Raw genomic sequence first — 18694 nt, forward strand, 5'->3', positions numbered from 1 at the left:
GGCATGACCATAGTGGAGACATCCCCTGCGACGGCCGGTTTCACCCGGTACGCCATGATCGCCTGTGCGGTGGTCGCGCCGCTCACGCTCGCCCTCTCGCTGCTGTTCGCGCCCTTCACCACGACGGCCGAGGGCGAGCCATACATCCGGGGCCTCGTCGCCAACCTCGACAGCTATCCCCTGTGGAGCTGGATCAGCGTCCTGAGCTTCGTCACGTTCATCCCGGCGATCTTCGCGGTGAGCAAGGTGGCCAGGTCGGGGCGGCCGGTGCTCGGCTTGGCGGGGATGATCCTCGCGTTCATCCTGGCGCTGCCGGTCACGGTGAACACCGACGACGTGATCTACGCGGCGGCCAAGGCAGGGCTGGACGTGCCGACCACGAACCGGCTGATCACGGAGCTGAACGAAGGACTGCCGACCTCGCTGCTCGGGTTCACCTTCTTCTTCAGTCTGCTCGGCTTCGTCCTGCTGGGCATCGCGGCGCTGAGCAGCGCGGCGCCGAAGTGGGCCGCCATCGCCATGATCGTGGCGCCGTTCCTCATCCCGATCGCCTGGATGGCCCAACTGGGCAACCTGGCGGCAGGCGCGGCCTGGCTCGTCTTCGCCGCCGCCTCCGGGGGGATCGCCCTCGCCCTGCCACGCTCTTGACGGCTCAGCGCACCTCCGCCCGGAGGAGCGCGACGCCGTTGAACCCGAGACCATCAGCACCGATCCCATCGCTCGAGCCACGCACCGTCCCGCTCAAGCACCTCGTCGGTGAACCGACGGGTGGCGGCACGTTCAGGGAGTTTTCCCCATAAGGTTTCCCCAAGCGCTTGCTTGACTACCTAGGAGGACACGTGCGGCCGTTCAGGTTCGGGGCTGTGGTGCGGGAGGCGGAGTCCGGGAAGGCGTGGGCCGAGAAGGCCAGACGGCTGGAAGGGGCCGGGTTCGATGTGCTCCTGGTGCCCGATCACCTGGTCGGGCCCCGGTTCGCGCCCATCGCGGCGCTGACCGCGGCCGCCTGCGCCACCGACCGGCTGCGGGTGGGGACGCTGGTGTTCGCCAACGACTTCAGGCACCCGGCAGTGCTGGCCAAGGAGGCGGCGACGCTCGACCTCCTGTCCGGCGGGCGGCTGGAGGTCGGGATCGGGACCGGCTGGATGGCGGGCGACTACGCCGGAGCGGGGATGGCGCTGGAGGCGCCCGGGGTGCGGGTGGGGCGGCTGCGGGAGGCCGTGGCGGTGCTCAAGGGGCTCTGGGGGGACGGGGCGTTCGACTTCCGCGGTGACCACTATCGGATCGACGGGCTCGACCAGCAGCCCAAGCCCGTGCAGCGGCCGCATCCGCCTCTGGTGCTGGGCGGCGGCGGGCCGCGGGTGTTGCGGCTGGCGGCCGAGCAGGCCGACGTCGTCAACATCGGGATGCGGGTGAGGCCGGACGGCAGCGGGCCCGACACACGGGACGGCGGTCTTGAGGCGTTCCTGGGCAAGCTCCACCACGTCCGCGCGGCCGCCGGCGCCCGCTACGCCCGCCTGGAGCTGGGCACGAGCGTGGTCCAGGCGGGCCGGCGGAAGGCGGAGGAGGCCTGGAGCGCCGCCGACAGCTCGTCGCTGGACGAGACACCCCAGGTGCTCCTCGGTACGCAGCGCGAGATGGTCGACAAACTCCGTCATTGGCGGGATGAGCACGATATTTCGTACTTTGTCGTGCACCACGAGCGCGACCTCCCCGCCCTCGTCCCCGTCGTCGAGGAGCTCGCTACGGCACGAGGATGACCTTGCCCATGGTGTTCCTGCTCTCCAGCGCCTCGTGCGCCGCAGCGGCCCGGGCCAGGGGGAACGCCTGGACGGCGGGCGTGAGCGACCCGTCGGCGACCGCGTCGAGAGCCCGGGCCGCCAGATCGCCCACACCCCCGTCGCGGCCGAGGAGGTAGGGGATCCCCTCGTAAACGGTCACGTCCCGCGCCGCGGCGTCCTCCTTGCCGGGGACGAACCAGTCGCCGGCCGCCGCCCCGAAGACCACGTACCGGCCGCCCCGCCCGAGCAGCCCGTACGCCGCGCGCCCGAGCTCGCCGCCGACGCCGTCGAAGGCCACGGTGACCTCGCCGAACGCCTCCCGCACCAGCTTGTCCCACCCGGGCTGCCGGTAGTCCACGGCCAGGTCCGCGCCGAGCTCCTCGACCCGCGTCACCTTCGCGGGCCCGCCGGCCGCCCCGATCACGCGGGCGCCGGCCCGGCGCGCGTACTGCACGAGCAGCGTCCCGATGCCGCCGGCCGCGGCCGTGGCCAGCACCACGTCGGACGGGCTCAAGGGCGCCAGCTCCAGCAGGCCGAACGTGGTGGCCCCCGTGGTGTTCATGGCCACCGCCGGGCCGTAGTCCACGTGGTCGGGCAGCGTGGTGAGCGAGGAGGCGGGGGCCACGGCGAGCGAGGCGTACCCTCCCGAAGTCACGCCGGACGTCACCACGCGGCGTCCCACGAGCTCGGCGGGCACTCCCTCGCCCACGGACTCCACCACGCCGGCGACCTCCGTCCCGAGGACGGCGGGCAGCGGCGGCGCGGGGTGGGGTCCGACGGCCTGCCCCTGGCGCATGAGGGTCTCGATGAAGTGGAGCCCGACGGCGTGGACGGCCATGCGGGCGTCTCCCGGCCCGGGCGCCGGATCGGGAACGGTCTCAAGGCGGAGGTTGGCGGCGGGGCCGTAGGTGTGCAGTCTGATCGCATCCATGACCCCACCCTGCTACCTCAAGCTTGGTTGAGGTCAATCGTGCCGGATGATGGAGTCCATGAATGAGATGCTGCTGCTCCGGCACGGTGAGACCGAATGGAGCAAGGCGGGCCGGCACACCGGACGTACGGACCTGCCTTTGACGGAGCACGGCGAGGATCAGGCCAGGGCGCTGGCGCCGCTGGTCAAGGAGTCGTTCGACCTGGTGCTGGTCTCCCCCGCCCAGCGCGCGCGGCGGACGGCGGAGCTGGCCGGGCTGACGGACTTCGAGGTGGATCCGGACTTGTGGGAGTGGGACTACGGCGGCTACGAGGGCATCACCACGCCGACGATCCGCGAGACCCGGCCCGGCTGGTACCTGTGGCGCGACGGCGTGATCCCCGGCGACGCCGAGCACCCCGGCGAGAGCGCCGCCCAGGTGGCCGCCCGCGCCGACCGGCTGATAGCGCGCGCCAGGGCGGTCGAGGGACGGGTGGCGCTGGTCGCGCACGGGCACTTCCTGCGGGTCCTGGCCGCGCGCTGGCTGGGCCTGGGGCCCGCGGAGGGCCGGCTGCTCAAGCTCGACACCGGCACGTATTCGCGGCTCGGGTTCGAGCACGCCGAACCGGTGCTGCTGACCTGGAACGCCCCGGTCAACTCACCTTAGAGCGCAGCGCCGACTCGTGCAGCGCGCGGCTGACCAGCCAGCCGCGCAGCGAGCCGAGGCTCGGGTCGTACGACAGGGGCTGCTCCCAGAGGGCGACGAACACGCTCTGGGTGATCTCCTCGGCGTACTGCCGGCTTCCGGTGATCTTGGCGGCGACGCCGTACACGTGCGGACCGTGTTGATCGTAGGCGTCGGCCAGCGCGTCGAGGTCACCGGCGGTCAGCCGCGCGCACAACTCCATGTCGCTCATCAGTCGCACCCCAGCGTCGCGGCGGCACGGATCAGGTCGCGGGCGAGGACGGGGTCGCCCTCGGCGGCGTAGGGGAAGGAGTCGGGTGGCCATCGGTTGGCCAGCAACCGGCAGAAGCCCACCGCGTCGGCCGAGATGAGCACGGCGACGTGGTCGGAGGCAGGCGAGAGCGGGATCGTCCAGGTGCCGCCGCCGGGGCCGGTCAGCATGAAGGTCGCCGAGACGTCGCGGCGCGGCCCCGTCATGGCGCGCGGCAGCAGCGCAAGCCCGAACTCGGCGATCATGTGCACGTGCTCGTCGCGCGGCGCGGACGTGGAGCCGCCGGTGGCGGCCCTGATGTCGTCGGTGTGGGTCCAGGTCTCGAACGTGCGCTGGATCATGGCCTGGCGCAGCGGCGCGCGGGCCGGCCGTGTCCCCGCCAGGGTCACCTCGACGCCGAGGAGGACCTCGTTACTGGAGGAGACGCGTTCGAGCAGGGTGCCCGCCTGCTCGCGCCAGCGCCGGTGCACCGTCGCGGCGCCGGCCGCCGGCACGCCCATGAAGTGGGCGAGGGCGGCGTCGTTGGCCGCCAGGTGCTCGACCATGCCCCTGATCGTGCCGTGCTTGGCGACCGGGGCCTCCCATTGGGCCAGGCTCAGCTCGGCCAGCAGGTCGTCCATGATCGCGACCTGCTCGGCGTACGGCACCGCCACGGACGCCACCCCTACCAGAGCCGGGCTGCGGCGGCGGCGCGCCTTGGACAACACCGCCTCGCGTAACGTGGGCGGTGGCGCGAGCGCGGTGTCCGGTTGGTCGAGCAACGTGATGGCCGCGCTGCACTCAGGACACGACGCGACGTGATCGTCAGGACTCTGTCCGTTGTAGAGGTATGAATCCGTCATGGCCACCTCCGCAGCCGACGCTAACCCGGCAGCTCCCCGGGCGCCAGGCGACAGCCGGGGAACGGTGCCAGAAGCGTCTCACGCCACGGGCCGTCAAGGTAGTCGCGAGCCCGTTTTCCCCAGTCCAGCAGCCGGGAATCGGGCGCGACCTCGTCGTCGAGACCGAGGGCGGCGTCGCGGGCACGCTGTGTGGCCAGGTGGTCGTCGAGCGAGACGGCCCACAAGGTGACCGCCTCGGTGTCGCAGAACAGCACCTCGTACAGGCCGACCAGGCTGTGGCCGTGCTCGGCGAGCAGCGGGGCGCGCTCGGCGCGTACGGCGGCGAGGTAGTCGAGCGCGGCCCCGGGGCGGACCCGGGCGCTCTCGAAGAGATAGAGCTCGGCGGCGGGTGCCTCGGCCAGCGGCGGGCAGCCGGGCACGGCGCCGAGCGGCCGGGAGAACGCGGAGAAGCGCAGGTCGTCGATGTCGGACAGGAACAGTTTGGCGTCGACCCCTTGGTAGATCTCCATCATCTGCCGCCAGCCGCCCTCCCACCCGCCGTGGCAGTCCCACAGCGTGACGGCCTTGAACTGCGGGTGGCCGGTGATGCCGACGGCGTAGAAGGCGCCGACGAGGTCGATCTCGCGGGACCTGATGGAGGTGCCGGAGGTGAGCTCGGGAGCGGTGCGGGTCTCGTCCTCGCGTTTGTACGTGGTCAGCCAGGTCAGATACTCCAGCGGCCGTCTGGAGTTCATCGGCCTGAAATCGACCTCCTCGAGCAGGTGGATCGCGCGCCGCACCACGCCTCCTCTACCAAGCGGTTGCTTGGCATGAGGATAGCGATCAGGCCAGCGCTTGGGAAGGCTGCGGCCCTCGGCCCGTGAGCCACTCCAGCACCTTGCGGTGCCCCGAGGTGGCGTCTTCGAAGTGGCCCCAGTGCCAGTAGCGCGGTTGGTCGAGGATGCCGGTCACCCACGTCCGATAGGAGACGGAGGCGCCCGTCGTCGTGGGCGCCACGCCATAAGTGCGAATCACGACCTTGCCGCCCGGCGCGAACAGCACGTCGTCGGCGATCGGATACAGGGTCATCTGGTCGAGCATGACCTGAATCCTGACCTAGGGGCGAGGCCGGGCGGTTACGCCTCCGGCGCACCCCGGTTAAGCAGGCACGCCGGAGGTTAACACGGTGTTACACGAGGAGGCCGTCGAATTCTCCGTCCTTCACGCCGAGCACCAGGGCCCGGATCTCGTCGCGGGTGTAGATGAGGGCGGGGCCGTCGGGGAAGCGCGAGTTGCGCACCGCGATGGCGCCGTCGGGCAGCTGCGCGAGCTCCACGCAGTTGCCCTGCGAGTTGCTGTAGCGGCTCTTGCGCCAGGCGACCTGCGTCAGATCGGTCGCCGGCATGCCGTTGTAGGTCTGGTTCATCTAAATCTTTCTGAGAAGACCGTCGATGAGCTCGACGGTGCCCCCTGGCGTGGTGCTTTCCACGCACAGCTGCTCCATGGCCGTGAGGTACGGATCGACGTCCTCACGCTTGTCCAGGTACAGGGCACCCCAGAGCTGCTCGACGTAGACAACGTCCGACAAGTCGGACTCGGGAAACCGCAAGATGCTGAACGCACCCCCCTCAGCGGCGTGCTTGCCGAACTTGAAGGGCATCACCTGAATGGTGATGTTGGGCAGGGCAGCGACCTCCAGCAGATGCTGGAGCTGCTCGCGCATGACCTCCCGTCCGCCGATGGTCCGCATGAGCGCCGCCTCGTCGATGACGGCCCACAGCCGGGGTCCGTCCTTCTGGCTGAAGCGCTCCTGACGCTGCATGCGCAGGTGCACGCGGCGTTCGATTTTGTCGGAACCCGCATCGGGGTGGCCCAGCTGGAAGACCGATCGCGCGTACGAGGCCGTCTGCAGCAGGCCCGGCACGAACTGCACCTCATAGGTGCGGATCACACTCGCGGCCTCCTCCAGGCCCACGTAAGTGGTGAACCACGAGGGCAGCTCGGCCGAATACTTATGCCACCACCCGGGGGTGTTGGCCTCGCGAACCATCTCCAGCAGGGCTCGGCGGTCGGCGTCGTCGACGACGCCGTACAGGGTGAGAAGGTCTTCCACGTCACGTGTCTTGAATCCGACACGGCCGAGCTCCATACGACTGATCTTGGACTCGGACGCCCGGATGTGGAATCCGGCCTGTGCCCGGTCAAGCCCGCTGGCTTCACGCAGGCGCCTCAGGCTCGCCCCCAGCATGATGCGCCGAACGGTCGAGCCGGAACCGGGCGGATCAATGGACACGTGCTGCTCCTTGGTCGTTTCCTCGCGATACAGTCTGTCACTTCACGGCCGAAAGATCATGGCCGCGGACAAGATCCCCTTTCCCCCATATTGACCATTTGATGGCTACCGTAGCGTGTGCACGGATTGTCTGCACGTGCATTCGCTCTTGCACCTGCACGAGAGTTTGCCGCAGAATGATCACCGTGCAATCCACCACGGCGCCGCCCGGCCAGTGGACCACGTTCGATTGGTGGCCCCCGCTCGGCTGGTGGCCGGAGGCGGCACGCGATCTGCTGGTCCACGGGCCTTACGCGAGCGCCACCTTCGTGCTCCCGCCCACCCCGTCCTCGGTCCACTCCGCCCGCAGCTTCACCGTCGGCGCCCTGACGGGATGGGGGCTTGCCGAGCTGACCGAGAACATGGAGCTGGTGGTCTCCGAGCTGGCGACCAACGCGTTGCGCCATGGCCTGCGCCTGACCGGCTCGCCCCGCGACTGTCCCGTCCACATGTCGCTCGTCCGCCACGGACCACTGGTGACCTGCGCCTTCACCGATCCAGGCTCCTCGGTGCCGGTGCTGCGCTACCCTGGGCCCCTGGACACCGGTGGCCTCGGACTCCACATCGTCGAATCACTCAGCCACCGCTGGGGCTGGTCGGCGCTGGCACCTCAAGGGAAGATCGTCTGGGCAGTCCTCTCCTGACCGGAGGTGGTCTGCATTACCGTGGATGGTCATGGCTCACGGTGAGTCCCGCGTGCGACCCCATGAGAGTGCTGACGGATGGAAGATCACCTGCTCGGCTGGCTGCGAACACTAGACGAAGACAGGCTTGCCCGCATCCTGGCGAACAGGCCCGACGCCATCGCGGCGCCATGGCCGCGGCGGCTCGACACGCTCGCCCAGCGCCTCGGCAACGGCTTCGCCGTGATGGAGACGCTGCAGCGGCTGCCGCTGCCCTGCCTGCAGCTGGCCGAGGCGGCGCTGGCCCTGCGCGAACCCACCGCCGAGCGGCTTGCCGCCTTCGTCGACGCGCCGGCCGATGACGTGATCGGCTGGCTCGAGCACCTCTACGACCACGCGCTGGCCTGGCCGGGCGAGGACGGCGTGATCCACCTGGCGGAGGGCGTCACGCGCTGGTGGGCCGCGCCGCTCGGCCTCGGCGAGCCGCTCGACCACTACCTCAACTCCTGGACGATCAGCAACGACGCGCTGCGCGCGCTCGCCCGTAACCTCGGCCTGCCCGCCCAGGGCCACAAACGCCGCACGATCGCCCGCGTGGCCGATACGCTCGGCGACGCCGAGCGTATCAAGGCGCTGATCCAGGGCGCCCCCGCCGGCACCGCCGCGCTGCTCGACCGGTTCGCCTGGGAAGGGCCGGCGCTGCCCGTGGACGGCGGCAGGTTCGTCATGCCCGGCACGCCGGAAAAGTGGTGCGCCGACCACGGCATGCTCTTCCGTCCCAGCTGGCATATGGCCGAGATCCCCCGCGAGGTGGCCATCTGCCTGCGCGGCCCCGGCTACCATCCGCCGTTCGTGCCCGCGGCGCCCGAGGTCGCCACGATCCCGGTCGATCCCGAAGAGGTCGACCACCTGATGACGCTGGCCGCGCCGCACGTGGTCGAGCGGTGCGCGGCCCTGCTCGACAACACCTCCAAGACACCCCTGCCGCTGCTGAAGACCGGCGGCGTGGGCGTGCGCGAGATCCGCAGGGTGGCCAAGGAGACCGGCTGCGACGAGGACGAGACCCGCCTGCTGCTGGAAATCTGCGCGGTGGCCAGACTGCTGGCCTGGGACGAGCCCGCCGGCGGCCTGGTGCCCACCGAGCGCTTCGATCGCTGGCGCCTGGACGAGGGCGCGGCCCGGCTGCGCGTGCTGCTGTCGGCGTGGTGGCGCATGGAGCGCTCATCGCTCCGCAAGATCGACGGCAAGTACGGCACCGTGCTCGGCGACGACCCCGCGGGCAGCGCCGTGGCCCGGGTGCGCCGGTCGGTGTTGCCGGTGCTGGCCTGCCTGCCCGCCGGCACGGCGTTCGCCGATCGCGACAGCCTCATCGCGAGCGTCCACTGGCACGCGCCGCTGATCGACCGTCAGCTGCTGCTGGACTGCGCGCCGCCGGTGCTGGACGAGGCCAGGCTGCTCGGGCTGGTGGCCAACGACGCGCTGACCGATCTCGGCCGGGGGCTGGCGGGTCTCACGGCCCAGCCCGGGGATGAGAACGACGAGGCCGTGCCCATGGTCGAGCACGATCCCGTGCTGGTCGAGGTGTCCACGCGGGCGCTGGCGAGCGTGCGCAGGAGCGCGTTGTTCGGCCCTGACCTGACGGCGGTGGTGACCGGCCCGCCGTCGGCGGAGCTGGCGGCGCTGCTCGACCGGGTCGCCGAGCGCGAGTCGCGGGGCGCCGCCTCGGTGTGGCGTTTCACCGCCGAGAGCGTGCGCCGGGCGCTCGACCGCGGTTACGAGGCCGACGACCTGCTCGACGAGCTGGCCGCGGTGGGTGCGATCCCGCAGCCGCTCGAATATCTCGTGCGCGACACCGCGCGGCGGCACGGCGAGGTGACGGTCACCACGGTCGGCTGCGTCATCCAGGCCGGCGACCCCGCGCTGCTCGCCGAGATCGCCGCACACCGGCGGCTGGGCCGGCTCGGCCTGCGCCTGCTGGCCCCCACCGTGCTGGTGAGCTCGGCCGAGGCCGAGCGCACGCTGTCCGCACTCCGGGAGGCCGGCTACGCGCCGGTGCCCGTCTCCGACACCGGCGAGATCACCATCCACCGGGTCAGGGCCGCGGAGCTCGCCGAGCGCGAGGAACCGATCAACGGCAAGCTGATCCTGCTGCCCGGCGGCCAGGTGGCCGAGCTAGGTGGGTTGGAGGCGCCGGCTCACCTGCTGGCCGAGCCGCCGCCCGACCCGGGCGAGCACGCCCGCCGGCTGATCGCCGCCAGCCGGGCCGAGTCCGACAAGAGCGGCCGCACCTGGGCGATCATCGGCAGGATGGCGACCAGGCTGCCGACAGCACAGCAGTCGCTGCTGGGCTTCGTGGTGGACCGGGGCGTGCGGGCCGGCATCACGCTCACCGACGGGCTGACCGCCACGATCAGCCACGGCGAGCTCAACGGCGGCGCACTCGACGCCTGGTGCGAGGAGGCGGGCGACTACCTGGAGTTCCCCCTCGCCGAGATCGTCGAGGTCAGAGGAGCTTTTTAGCCTTCTTCAGGTTCGCCACGAGCGCCTCGAGGAAGTCCGCGTACCCCTGATAGCTGTAGGGCGCCTCGGCGTTCCACGGGTAGAGCTGGCCGGCCTTGACGGCGGGGAGCTTGGCGAAGGTGGGCTTCTTCATCATCTCCTCGGGCTTGAGCGCCTGGGTGCGGGTGTCGTAGAGGATGACGTCGGCCTCGTACTCGTCGGCGTTCTCCCAGCTCAGCGTCTGGAAGAAGCCGCCCTCGTCCACCTTGGACGGGGTGACCACGTTCAGCCCGGCCTGGGTGAGGTGGACGATGTCCGGATACTCGGGCGGGTTGACCACCCAGAAGGCGTCCGCGCCGCCCGACGCCATGAGGATCTTGAGGTCCTTGAACTGGGCGAGCTCCTTGGTGGCGGCCTCCATGCGGGCCTTGGCCTCGGGCACGCCCTGCAGGTCGGCGCCGAGGGACTTGGCGAGCTCCTCGTACTTGGAGATCACCTGGGTGGCGCTCTTGCCGGTGAGCATGATGCCGGCGGTGGGGGCGACCTGCTCGATGGTGTCCTTGGACTTCTCGGGCACGTACCAGAGGGTGCCCTTGATGTACATGCTGCTGACCAGGAGGTCCGGCTGGAGAGCGATGTACTGCTCGACGTTGAACTCGTCCCACACGTTGCCCAGGCCCTGGACCTTGGTGATGTCGACGTTGCCGACCTGCGGGTCCTTGCTGCCGTCCTTGAGCTTGTGGGGGCCGAACACCGCGATGGGGCGCACGCCGAAGTCCCACAGGGCGGCGGCCGCGCCGACCTGGGCCACGATCCTGGAGGGGACCTTGGGCTGGTCGATCTTCTTGTCGCGGTCATCGGTGAACGACCAGGCCTGGGCCGCGGGGGCGGAGGAACCGGCCGTGGTGGGCTGCGCTTGCGTTCCACCGTCGTCGCCGCACGCGGCCAGCGTCACGGCCGCCGCGAGTCCTGCCGTGGCCGACAGGAAGCCCCTGCGTGCCAGTACCGGTCCCGACATGGTCATCTCCTAAGGTTAGGCTTGCCTTGCTACAAGGCCCTTAGATTAGCCTTGCCTAAGTTTGACTGCGACGAGAGGGGTTCGGGTGCGCCCGGCGGTGACCATGGACGAGGCGGCCGAGGAGGCGGCCGAGTCCGCGAAGAGACCGGCGTGGGCGCGTCCCGGGGTGCTGGCGATCGGACTCGTCGCCGCCCTGGCGGTGCTGGCTCTGATGGCGATGGCCAGCGTGGCGCTCGGCGCCCGGTCCGTGCCGTTCGCCACGGTGATCGACGCCTTCCTGGCGCCGGACGGCTCGAACGACCACACGGTCATCCGGGAGCTGCGCGTGCCGCGTACGCTGCTCGGGCTCGGTGTGGGCGCCACGCTGGGCCTGGCCGGGGCGCTCATGCAGAGCCTGACCCGCAACCCCCTCGCCGACCCCGGGCTGCTGGGCATCAACGAGGGCGCGGCGCTGGGCGTCACGCTGGCGCTCGGCCTGTTCGGGCTCAGCGATCCCGCCGTCTACGTGTGGTTCGCGTTCGGCGGGGCCGCGCTGGCCTCCGTGATGGTCTACTCGCTCGCCTCGGCGGGTCGCTCGGACTCCAGCCCGGTACGCCTCACGCTCGCGGGCGTCGCGCTCGGCATGGTGGCCACGGCCATCGCCTCGGCGATCCTGCGGATGGACACGCAGACCTTCGACCGGATGCGGTTCTGGCTGACCGGGTCGCTGGCCGGGCAGACGGCCGACACGCTGGTGCGGCTGGCCCCGTTCATGGTCGCCGGGCTGGTGCTCGGACTGTCGCTGGCCAGGCCGCTCAACATGCTGGCGCTCGGCGACGACGCGGGCAAGGCGCTGGGCGTGGCCGTGGGCCGCACCAGGGCGCTCACCGGAGTGGCGGTCACCTTGCTCTGCGGGGCGGCCACCGCCGCGGCCGGGCCGCTGTGGTTCGTGGGGCTGATCGTGCCGCACGCGGTGCGCGTGCTGGTGGGGCCCGACCAGCGGTGGGTGTTGCCGTACTCGGCGGTGGCCGCGCCGGTGCTGCTGCTGGGGGCCGACGTGGTGGGCCGCCTCATCGCCCGCCCGGGTGAGGTGCAGGTGGGGATCGTGTGGGCGGTGATCGGCGCGCCGATCTTCATCATGCTGGCCAGGCGGAAGCGGGTGGCGGCGCTGTGAACGTCCGGGTCGGCCCGTATTCCGTACGGCTGGCGCCCCGCGCCCTGCTCGTCACCGCCGCCCTCCTGCTGGTCGCCTGTGTGGTGGCCGTGGCCGCGATCTCGACGGGCGAGTTCACCGTGCCCGTGCCCGACATCATCACCGCGCTCTTCGGCCAGGGCACACCGGTCGCCGAGCTGATCGTGAGCAAGCTGCGGGCGCCGCGCGTGGTGACGGGGCTGCTGGTCGGCGCGGCGTTCGGGATGAGCGGCGCGATCTTCCAGAGCCTCACCAGGAACCCCCTGGGCAGCCCCGACTTCATCGGCTTCACCGCCGGGGCCTCGACGGGCGGCATCATCGCCGTGGTCGCGGGCGGCTCGGCCATGACGATCGCCGGCGGCGCGCTGGCGGGGTGCGTCGTCACGGCCGTGCTCGTGTACGCGCTGGCCTTCCGCGGCGGCGTGCAGGGCTACCGGCTGGTCCTCGTCGGCATCGGGGCGAACGCGCTCTTGCTGGCGGTCAACTCGTACCTGCTGACCAGGGCGAACATCAATGACGCGGCCACCGCGGGCGCGTGGCTCACCGGCAGCCTGAGCGGGCGCGGTTGGGACCACGCGCTACCGGTCGCGCTGGCGGTGGCTCTGCTGGTTCCCGTGTGCCTCTATCTGGCGCGGCCCATGCGGATGATCGAGATGGGCGACGACGCGGCCAAGGCCATGGGCATCAGGGTCGAGCCGGTCCGCGCGGTGGCCATCACGGCCGGTGTGCTGCTGTCCGGCGTGGCCACCGCCGCCGCGGGCCCCGTCATCTTCGTCGCGCTCGCCGCGCCCCAGCTCGCCCGGCGGCTCACCCGCTCCCCCGGCGTCACGATGGGCGCCTCGGCGCTGATGGGGGCCGTGCTGCTGACGAGCGCCGACCTGGCGGCACAGCGGCTGCTCGCCCCCACCCAGCTGCCCGTCGGCGTGCTGACCGCCGCCATCGGCGGCACGTACCTCGCCCTGCTCCTGCGAAAGGACCGCCACTGATGCCCGATGCGCGTCTGTCCGGCACCGGCCTGACCCTCGCCTACGACCAGCGTGTCGTGGCCACGGACCTGAGCGTGGCGATCCCCGACGAGTCGTTCACCGTGATCATCGGCCCGAACGCGTGCGGCAAGTCCACCCTGCTGCGGGCCCTGGCCAGGATGCTCAAGCCCAAGACCGGGGCCGTGCACCTGGACGGGAGCGTCATCACGTCGCTGCCGTCGAAGGAGGTGGCGCGACGGCTCGGCCTGCTGCCGCAGAGCTCGATCGTGCCGGACGGGATCACCGTGGCGGACCTGGTGGCCCGTGGGCGGTATCCGCACCAGCGCCTCATGCGGCAGTGGTCGCGGGCCGACGAGGCCGCCGTGACCGAGGCCATGCGCTCCACCGACGTGGCCGAACTGGCCGACCGGATCGTGGACGAGCTGTCCGGCGGGCAGCGGCAGCGGGTGTGGCTGGCCATGGCGCTGGCGCAGGAGACGCCGATCCTGCTGCTGGACGAGCCGACCACGTTCCTGGACATCTCCCACCAGATCGAGGTCCTCGACCTGTGCGCGGACCTCCACGAGGCGGGGCGGACCATGGTGGCGGTGCTGCACGACCTGAACCAGGCGTGCAGGTACGCCACCCACCTGATCGTGATGCGTGCCGGGACGATCGTGGCCGAGGGCGATCCCACCGAGATCGTCACCCCTGAGCTGGTGCACGAGGTGTTCGACCTGCGCTGCGAGATCATCCCCGACCCGCAGTCCGGCACCCCGCTCATCGTCCCGGAGGCGCGCCGCCGAGTGAGCGCCGCCTCCGCCTGACACCCGTCAGCGCGAACTCGCCACGGCCAGGGCCAGGTCGGTGATGCCCCGCACCGCCCGGTCCTGGCCGTAGTCGGCCTTCAGCACGCCTGCCGCCTCGGCCCCCACGGCGGCCAGCAACGCGTGCGCCAGGACGTCGGCGTCGGCGCCGGGGCGGGACTCCGCCAGCAGGATGGCCACGTGCCGGTGCCAGAACCGGTAGGCGCCGATGCGGTAACGCGCGCCCGGGCTGGCGGTCTCCGACATCCGGACCAGGTCCAGGTGGTCGAAGAGATAGCCCAGGTAGGCGGCGACGAAGGCGGGCAGCCGCTCGCGAGCGGGCGCGCCGGGACCGAGCGGCGGCGGGCCCGACAGGATGCGCTGCTGGAGGTCGCGTTCGCGGTCGTCCAGGAGTGCCACGGCCAGCCCTGACTTGTCGCCGAACCTGCGGAAGAGCGTGCCCTTGCCCACCCCGGCCGCCGCGGCGATCGCATCCATGGACACCGCCTCCACGCCCTTGTCCGCGAAGAGCGCCGCCGCGGCGGCGAGCACCTTCTCCCTGTTGCGTGCCGCGTCCGCGCGCTCTTTGGGTGGCCGGGCCCGCAGCAGCTCCAGAGGCACGCTTGACGAACCGGACTGCGGTCCGGTAATTTTCGAGTCGTCCACGAACCGGACTATAGTCCACTTTCTCTGGAGGACACAATGAACGTCATCACCCGCGACGAACTGAAGGCCGCCCTGAGCACCGTGACGGTGGTCGACACGCTGGGCGGCGACTACTACGCCCAGCAGCACCTGCCGGGCGCCATCGCCCTGGTCGAGAGCGAGGTCGCCGAGCGTGCGGCCGCGCTGCTGCCCGACAAGGACGCCTCCATCGTCACGTACTGCACCAATCCCTCCTGCTCCAACAGCAAGGCTGTGGCAGCCCGGCTGAGCGCGCTCGGCTACACCGACGTCCGCAGATACGTCGAGGGCATCGAGGACTGGGTGGAGGCCGGCCTGCCGGTCGAGTCCGCGTAGCAGAGTCGCTCCCCGCTAGCAGAAAGGCCCGGCCGCCGCAAGGCCGGGCCTTTCTCCTGGAACGCGCCAAAGGACATAGAAGGAATCCTGTCCGCAGGCGACTCTCTCCCGGACGAGTCACACGACACAGGGGGAGACGAAAATGGACCACGCCGTCGTCATCGGCGCGAGCATGTCGGGGCTGCTGGCCGCGGCCGCCCTGCACCGGCTGTTCGGCCGGGTCACGGTGCTCGACCGCGACACGCTGCCCACGGTGGACGCCCACCGCAGGGGCGTCGCGCAGAGCCGCCACGCGCACGGCCTGCTCGCCAAGGGCCGCGAGGTCATCGACGAGTTACTGCCCGGCCTGTCGGCCGAGCTCGTGGCGCAAGGAGCGATCAGGGGAGACCTGCAGCGGGACGCCAGGCACATCCACGGCGGGCACCGGCTCGCCCGCGGTGACAGCGGCCTGTCCGGGCTGCTGGCCAGCCGCCCGCTGCTGGAAGGCCAGATACGACGCCGGGTGAGCGCGCTGCCCGGCGTGCGGGTGCTGGCGGACCGGATCGCCACCGGCCTGCTGGCACAGGACGGCCGCGTCACGGGGGTGCGGCCGGCCGACGGCGCGCCGATCCCGGCGGACCTCGTGGTCGACGCGGGCGGCCGGGGCTCGCGCACGCCGTTCTGGCTGGGCGAGCTGGGCTATGAGCCGCCCCGGGAGGAGCGGGTGGTGATCGACGTGCGGTACGGCACCCGCGAGTTCCGCCGCCGGCCCGGCGACCTCGACGGGGACCTGGTCGTCATCATCGCCCCCACGCCGGAGCACCCGCGCGGCGGGGTGGCGCTGGCGCTGGAGGACGAGCGCTGGATCGTCACCATGGCGGGGTACGGCGAGGGTCCGGGCCTCGGGCTGACCGAGTTCGCCGACTACGCCGCCACGTTGCCGGCCCTCGATCTGCACCACCTCATCAGGAACGCCGAGCCCGTCGGAGAGCCCCGCTCGTACCGGAACCCGGCCGGCGTCCGGCGCCGCTACGAGCGCTTGAGCCGTTTCCCCGAAGGGCTGCTGGTGATCGGGGACGCGGTGTGCGCGTTCAACCCGCTCTACGGCCAGGGCATGACGGTCGCCGCGCTGGAGGCGAAGGTGCTGCTCGAGGCGGAGCTGCGGCCGCAGGCGTTCTTCCGGCGGATCGCCAAGATCGTGGACGCGCCGTGGGACATCACGGTCGGCGGTGACCTGAAGATGCCCGGCGTCGAGGGCGACCTGACGCCGAGGATGCGCATGGTGAGCGCGTACCTGGAGCGTTTCCACGCCGCCGCCGCGCACGACCCCGAGCTGGTGCTGCGCTTCCTGCGGGTGACCAACCTCTACGACCCGCCGCCGTCGCTGATGAGCCCGGCCGCGCTGCTCAAGGTGCTCCGCGGCGGCGCATCGCGAGCAGTGCCGGTGCCCGCGTAACCGCGCACGGCCTGACCTGCTGCCTGGGGGCGTGAACTCACGAGGGGACTCGTGGCGATACAGGGCGTGCGGACATGGGTGAGCTGGATTGCGGTGGTCCCCTTCGCCTTGTGGGCGGCGGTGCGGTTGAGCGGGTTGGAGCCGGACTGGCCGTGGGTGCCGGTGGTGGCGTACACGCCGTACGCGACCGTGGCGGCGGTGGCGGGCGGGCTGCTGGCCTGGGCGCTGCGGCGGCGGGCGGCGGGCACTGTCGCGCTCGTGGCGGTGCTGGGGCTGGTGCCCGCTGTGCTGCCCCGGGCGTTGTCCGACGGCAATCCGGACGCGAAGGGGCCGGTGCTGCGGGTGCTGGCGGCCAATCTGCTGGTGGGCCAGGCCGACACGGCTGAGCTGATGGAGCTGGTCGGCCGGCTGCGACCGGACGTGCTGGCCTTGCAGGAGTTCACCCCGGCCGCCATGGAGCGGCTGGACGAGGCGGGGGTGCGCAAGGTGCTCCCGCACGCCGTCACGCACCCCCTGCCGGGCGTCGGCGGGTCGGCCGTGTACGCCCGTCACCCGCTCGAAGCCGGAAAGCTGATCATGGAGGGTGGGTTTGGGCAGGCCAGGGCCTGGCTGAAGCATCCCGGCGGAAAGCGGATCGAGATCGTGTCCGTGCACCCGTGCGCGCCCAAACGGCACAGGCGGCAGCCGTGCTGGCAGGCGGGCCTCGACGCGCTGCCCCGCGGGGGCGACGTGCTGCGGGTGCTGGCGGGCGACTTCAACGCCACGCTCGACCACCTGCCGATGCGCGAGCTGCTGGCGGCGGGCTATCGGGACGCGGCCGACGTCATGGGGAAGGGCTTCGTGGCGACGTGGCCGCAGAACGGCCCGCTGGTCCAGTCACCGGGGGTGACGATCGACCATGTGCTGGCCGACTCCCGGATGGCGGTGCGCGCGTTCGAGGTGCTGTCGCTGCGGCGCACCGACCACCGGCCGGTGTTCGCCGAGCTCAGGCTGCCGTGATCGCGCGGTCGTGCGGGGCGGCCGAAGGCGCCGAGGGCGTACCGGAAGATGGCGGGTGCCGTGACTCATAGACTTGAGCCGTGGAACAGCCCAAGTTCGAGATTCAGATGCTGCACGACCGGGTCATGATCAAGCTGGAGCAGGAGGCGGAGGAGCGGCGCAGCGGCTCCGGCATCGTCATTCCGGCGACGGTCAAGCTGGCCAACCGGCTGGCCTGGGGCGAGGTGTGCGGCGTGGGCACGAACGTGCGCTCGGTCAAGGTGGGCGACAAGGTGCTGTTCAACCCGGAGGAGCAGTTCGAGGTGGAAGTGCACGCGCAGGTCTACCTGGTGATGCGGGAGCGCGACCTGCACGCCGTGGCCACGCAGGAGACCGACCACGGGACCGGGCTCTACCTATGACCCGCGGGTGAATGACACCCACAACTCCGCGGCCCATGTCTTGGCGGGGACATTCGCGAGTACGCGCGTCACCTTTCCGCGCAGGTCCACGACCGACAGCCGGTAGGCGCCCCGGTGCGGCATGACCGCGATGACGTGGCTCTCGTCCCACCAGCCGAACACGGCCTCGGGCCGTACGTCGACCCGCTGGGCGATCTTGCCGGCGATGGGGTCGACCAGGCAGAGCTGCTCCTTGAAGCGCGACGGGCACCAGGTGGTCAGGCGTTTGCCGGACGGCGAGAACGAGTCCTCAGGACCGGTCGGCAGGCCGACGCCGGCCAGCGTGCGCATGACGGCGCCGTCGGACGGCCGATAGAGGCGCAGGCCCGTGCCGTGCCGGGAGACGAGGTTGCCGTCGGGGCTCCACCAGAAGCCCGCGCTCGCGCTCAGGCCGTTGATCCGTACCGTGCGGGCGGTCTTCGCCGTCACGTCGACGACCGTGAAGCCGACCACCCGCCACCTGCCGCCCACCTTCTGCTCGACGGTGAGCGCGACCTTCTTGCCGTCGCGGGACCAGGAGGCGTAGGAGGCGGTCAGCGGCTTCTTGACCGTGCGGATCCTGGTGGACGCGCCGGTGGTGCGGTCGGTGACGACGAGGGCGTCGTAGCCGGAGCGGTACGTGGCCGGCACGCCTGCCGCCAGCCGGCCGCCGGGCGCGACGGACACCTCGGTGAGACTCTTCTCCCAGGCGAAGGCGGATCCACTCGCGGAGCGCAGGTAGGTGCGCTTGGTGCCGAGACCGTACGCGGCGAGCCGAACGGGATCGCCGGTGTCTTCGCGATATTTCATGCCGCCCGTACCTGGTAACGCGAGATCCACCGGGGCGGCGGATACGGTCAGGGACAGCGCGAGGGCGATAGTGGCGATCACGCCCGCAGAATAGGCAGCCATCCGCCCGATTCCGGGCGGCCATAACCACCG

22 protein-coding genes are annotated in these 18694 nt (G+C 71.4%); 12 read left to right on the forward strand and 10 right to left on the reverse strand.

Going from position 1 to position 18694, the window contains the following annotated elements:
* Window positions 1-3: 3 nt before the first annotated feature.
* A complete protein-coding gene (locus OHA25_RS47490; RefSeq protein WP_327583424.1) occupies window positions 4-648 on the forward strand; it encodes a hypothetical protein in 645 nt (214 codons plus the stop codon).
* Window positions 649-839: 191 nt separating this feature from the next.
* On the forward strand, window positions 840-1757 hold the full coding sequence (locus OHA25_RS47495) for a TIGR03621 family F420-dependent LLM class oxidoreductase (protein ID WP_327583425.1): 918 nt from the start codon (window positions 840-842) through the stop codon (window positions 1755-1757).
* On the opposite strand, the gene OHA25_RS47500 is transcribed toward OHA25_RS47495, so the two are convergent.
* Complete coding sequence (locus OHA25_RS47500) at window positions 1741-2709, reverse strand: zinc-binding dehydrogenase (RefSeq protein WP_327583426.1); 969 nt, start codon at window positions 2707-2709, stop codon at window positions 1741-1743. The genes OHA25_RS47495 and OHA25_RS47500 overlap by 17 nt on opposite strands.
* A gap of 58 nt (window positions 2710-2767) precedes the next feature.
* Between OHA25_RS47500 and OHA25_RS47505 the strand changes: the two genes are divergently transcribed.
* The gene (locus OHA25_RS47505; protein ID WP_327583427.1) at window positions 2768-3355 is read left to right on the forward strand and encodes a histidine phosphatase family protein; all 588 of its coding nucleotides are present in this window, start codon (window positions 2768-2770) and stop codon (window positions 3353-3355) included.
* Here the strand turns inward: OHA25_RS47505 and OHA25_RS47510 are convergent.
* The 6 genes from OHA25_RS47510 to OHA25_RS47535 form a co-directional block, all read right to left on the reverse strand.
* Entirely contained in the window at window positions 3342-3605 is a 264-nt protein-coding gene (locus OHA25_RS47510) for a sigma factor (RefSeq protein ID WP_327583428.1), read from the reverse strand. The two genes, OHA25_RS47505 and OHA25_RS47510, sit on opposite strands and share 14 nt — an antisense overlap.
* Window positions 3605-4486, reverse strand: coding sequence for a hypothetical protein (locus OHA25_RS47515; RefSeq protein ID WP_327583429.1), 882 nt, complete (start codon window positions 4484-4486; stop codon window positions 3605-3607). The genes OHA25_RS47510 and OHA25_RS47515 overlap by 1 nt, the downstream gene beginning before the upstream one ends.
* 20 nt (window positions 4487-4506) lie before the next feature.
* The gene (locus OHA25_RS47520) at window positions 4507-5265 is read right to left on the reverse strand and encodes a hypothetical protein (protein ID WP_305924686.1); all 759 of its coding nucleotides are present in this window, start codon (window positions 5263-5265) and stop codon (window positions 4507-4509) included.
* Window positions 5266-5308: 43 nt separating this feature from the next.
* Complete coding sequence (locus tag OHA25_RS47525; protein ID WP_327583430.1) at window positions 5309-5566, reverse strand: hypothetical protein; 258 nt, start codon at window positions 5564-5566, stop codon at window positions 5309-5311.
* 88 nt (window positions 5567-5654) lie between these two features.
* Window positions 5655-5891, reverse strand: a complete 237-nt coding sequence (locus tag OHA25_RS47530; protein WP_305924688.1) for a DUF397 domain-containing protein — start codon at window positions 5889-5891, stop codon at window positions 5655-5657.
* Window positions 5892-6713, reverse strand: a complete 822-nt coding sequence (locus tag OHA25_RS47535) for a helix-turn-helix domain-containing protein (protein ID WP_327591148.1) — start codon at window positions 6711-6713, stop codon at window positions 5892-5894.
* A gap of 221 nt (window positions 6714-6934) precedes the next feature.
* On the opposite strand from OHA25_RS47535, the gene OHA25_RS47540 reads away from it, so the two are divergent.
* The gene (locus OHA25_RS47540) at window positions 6935-7441 is read left to right on the forward strand and encodes an ATP-binding protein (RefSeq protein WP_327583431.1); all 507 of its coding nucleotides are present in this window, start codon (window positions 6935-6937) and stop codon (window positions 7439-7441) included.
* Between the two features lie 78 nt (window positions 7442-7519).
* Window positions 7520-9940, forward strand: a complete 2421-nt coding sequence (locus OHA25_RS47545; RefSeq protein ID WP_327583432.1) for a helicase-associated domain-containing protein — start codon at window positions 7520-7522, stop codon at window positions 9938-9940.
* Here OHA25_RS47545 and OHA25_RS47550 read toward each other — a convergent pair.
* Entirely contained in the window at window positions 9924-10937 is a 1014-nt protein-coding gene (locus tag OHA25_RS47550; RefSeq protein ID WP_327583433.1) for an ABC transporter substrate-binding protein, read from the reverse strand. The genes OHA25_RS47545 and OHA25_RS47550 overlap by 17 nt on opposite strands.
* A gap of 103 nt (window positions 10938-11040) precedes the next feature.
* On the opposite strand from OHA25_RS47550, the gene OHA25_RS47555 reads away from it, so the two are divergent.
* Genes OHA25_RS47555 through OHA25_RS47565 form a run of 3 tightly spaced genes read left to right on the forward strand, consistent with a single transcriptional unit; the run spans window position 11041 to window position 13900 of the window.
* Window positions 11041-12090 carry a FecCD family ABC transporter permease gene (locus OHA25_RS47555; protein ID WP_442942238.1) on the forward strand — a complete coding sequence of 350 codons (1050 nt, stop codon included), beginning with the start codon at window positions 11041-11043 and terminating at the stop codon, window positions 12088-12090.
* Window positions 12087-13094: a FecCD family ABC transporter permease gene (locus tag OHA25_RS47560; RefSeq protein WP_327583435.1), complete on the forward strand. Its 1008-nt coding sequence runs from the start codon at window positions 12087-12089 to the stop codon at window positions 13092-13094. The genes OHA25_RS47555 and OHA25_RS47560 overlap by 4 nt, the downstream gene beginning before the upstream one ends.
* The gene (locus OHA25_RS47565; RefSeq protein WP_327583436.1) at window positions 13094-13900 is read left to right on the forward strand and encodes an ABC transporter ATP-binding protein; all 807 of its coding nucleotides are present in this window, start codon (window positions 13094-13096) and stop codon (window positions 13898-13900) included. Before OHA25_RS47560 ends, OHA25_RS47565 begins: the two co-directional genes overlap by 1 nt.
* A gap of 6 nt (window positions 13901-13906) precedes the next feature.
* Here the strand turns inward: OHA25_RS47565 and OHA25_RS47570 are convergent, their stop codons facing one another.
* Window positions 13907-14545, reverse strand: coding sequence for a TetR/AcrR family transcriptional regulator (locus tag OHA25_RS47570; protein ID WP_327583437.1), 639 nt, complete (start codon window positions 14543-14545; stop codon window positions 13907-13909).
* Window positions 14546-14581: 36 nt separating this feature from the next.
* On the opposite strand from OHA25_RS47570, the gene OHA25_RS47575 reads away from it, so the two are divergent.
* From OHA25_RS47575 to OHA25_RS47590, 4 genes are all read left to right on the forward strand, one after another.
* Entirely contained in the window at window positions 14582-14899 is a 318-nt protein-coding gene (locus tag OHA25_RS47575; RefSeq protein ID WP_327583438.1) for a rhodanese-like domain-containing protein, read from the forward strand.
* A 142-nt stretch (window positions 14900-15041) separates the two neighbouring features.
* Entirely contained in the window at window positions 15042-16334 is a 1293-nt protein-coding gene (locus OHA25_RS47580; RefSeq protein ID WP_327583439.1) for an FAD-dependent oxidoreductase, read from the forward strand.
* Window positions 16335-16412: 78 nt separating this feature from the next.
* Window positions 16413-17333: an endonuclease/exonuclease/phosphatase family protein gene (locus tag OHA25_RS47585; RefSeq protein ID WP_327583440.1), complete on the forward strand. Its 921-nt coding sequence runs from the start codon at window positions 16413-16415 to the stop codon at window positions 17331-17333.
* An 80-nt stretch (window positions 17334-17413) separates the two neighbouring features.
* On the forward strand, window positions 17414-17734 hold the full coding sequence (locus OHA25_RS47590) for a GroES family chaperonin (RefSeq protein WP_138670682.1): 321 nt from the start codon (window positions 17414-17416) through the stop codon (window positions 17732-17734).
* Here OHA25_RS47590 and OHA25_RS47595 read toward each other — a convergent pair.
* Entirely contained in the window at window positions 17729-18643 is a 915-nt protein-coding gene (locus OHA25_RS47595; protein ID WP_327583441.1) for a TolB family protein, read from the reverse strand. The genes OHA25_RS47590 and OHA25_RS47595 overlap by 6 nt on opposite strands.
* Window positions 18644-18694: the final 51 nt, after the last annotated feature.

It is taken from the genome of Nonomuraea sp. NBC_00507, assembly GCF_036013525.1.
In the GTDB taxonomy this organism is placed as follows: domain Bacteria; phylum Actinomycetota; class Actinomycetes; order Streptosporangiales; family Streptosporangiaceae; genus Nonomuraea.

Excerpts from the sequence above, each read along its gene's own strand:
- OHA25_RS47490 (WP_327583424.1), top strand. The coding sequence starts at position 4 with ATGACCATAGTGGAGACATCCCCTGCGACGGCCGGTTTCACCCGGTAC.
- OHA25_RS47575 (WP_327583438.1), top strand. The coding sequence starts at position 14,582 with ATGAACGTCATCACCCGCGACGAACTGAAGGCCGCCCTGAGCACCGTG.
- OHA25_RS47510 (WP_327583428.1), bottom strand. The coding sequence starts at position 3,605 with ATGAGCGACATGGAGTTGTGCGCGCGGCTGACCGCCGGTGACCTCGAC.
- OHA25_RS47540 (WP_327583431.1), top strand. The coding sequence starts at position 6,935 with ATGATCACCGTGCAATCCACCACGGCGCCGCCCGGCCAGTGGACCACG.
- OHA25_RS47515 (WP_327583429.1), bottom strand. The coding sequence starts at position 4,486 with ATGACGGATTCATACCTCTACAACGGACAGAGTCCTGACGATCACGTC.
- OHA25_RS47535 (WP_327591148.1), bottom strand. The coding sequence starts at position 6,713 with ATGCTGGGGGCGAGCCTGAGGCGCCTGCGTGAAGCCAGCGGGCTTGAC.
- OHA25_RS47580 (WP_327583439.1), top strand. The coding sequence starts at position 15,042 with ATGGACCACGCCGTCGTCATCGGCGCGAGCATGTCGGGGCTGCTGGCC.
- OHA25_RS47500 (WP_327583426.1), bottom strand. The coding sequence starts at position 2,709 with ATGGATGCGATCAGACTGCACACCTACGGCCCCGCCGCCAACCTCCGC.
- OHA25_RS47555 (WP_442942238.1), top strand. The coding sequence starts at position 11,041 with ATGGACGAGGCGGCCGAGGAGGCGGCCGAGTCCGCGAAGAGACCGGCG.
- OHA25_RS47530 (WP_305924688.1), bottom strand. The coding sequence starts at position 5,891 with ATGAACCAGACCTACAACGGCATGCCGGCGACCGATCTGACGCAGGTC.
- OHA25_RS47525 (WP_327583430.1), bottom strand. The coding sequence starts at position 5,566 with ATGCTCGACCAGATGACCCTGTATCCGATCGCCGACGACGTGCTGTTC.
- OHA25_RS47565 (WP_327583436.1), top strand. The coding sequence starts at position 13,094 with ATGCCCGATGCGCGTCTGTCCGGCACCGGCCTGACCCTCGCCTACGAC.
- OHA25_RS47550 (WP_327583433.1), bottom strand. The coding sequence starts at position 10,937 with ATGTCGGGACCGGTACTGGCACGCAGGGGCTTCCTGTCGGCCACGGCA.
- OHA25_RS47505 (WP_327583427.1), top strand. The coding sequence starts at position 2,768 with ATGAATGAGATGCTGCTGCTCCGGCACGGTGAGACCGAATGGAGCAAG.
- OHA25_RS47545 (WP_327583432.1), top strand. The coding sequence starts at position 7,520 with ATGGAAGATCACCTGCTCGGCTGGCTGCGAACACTAGACGAAGACAGG.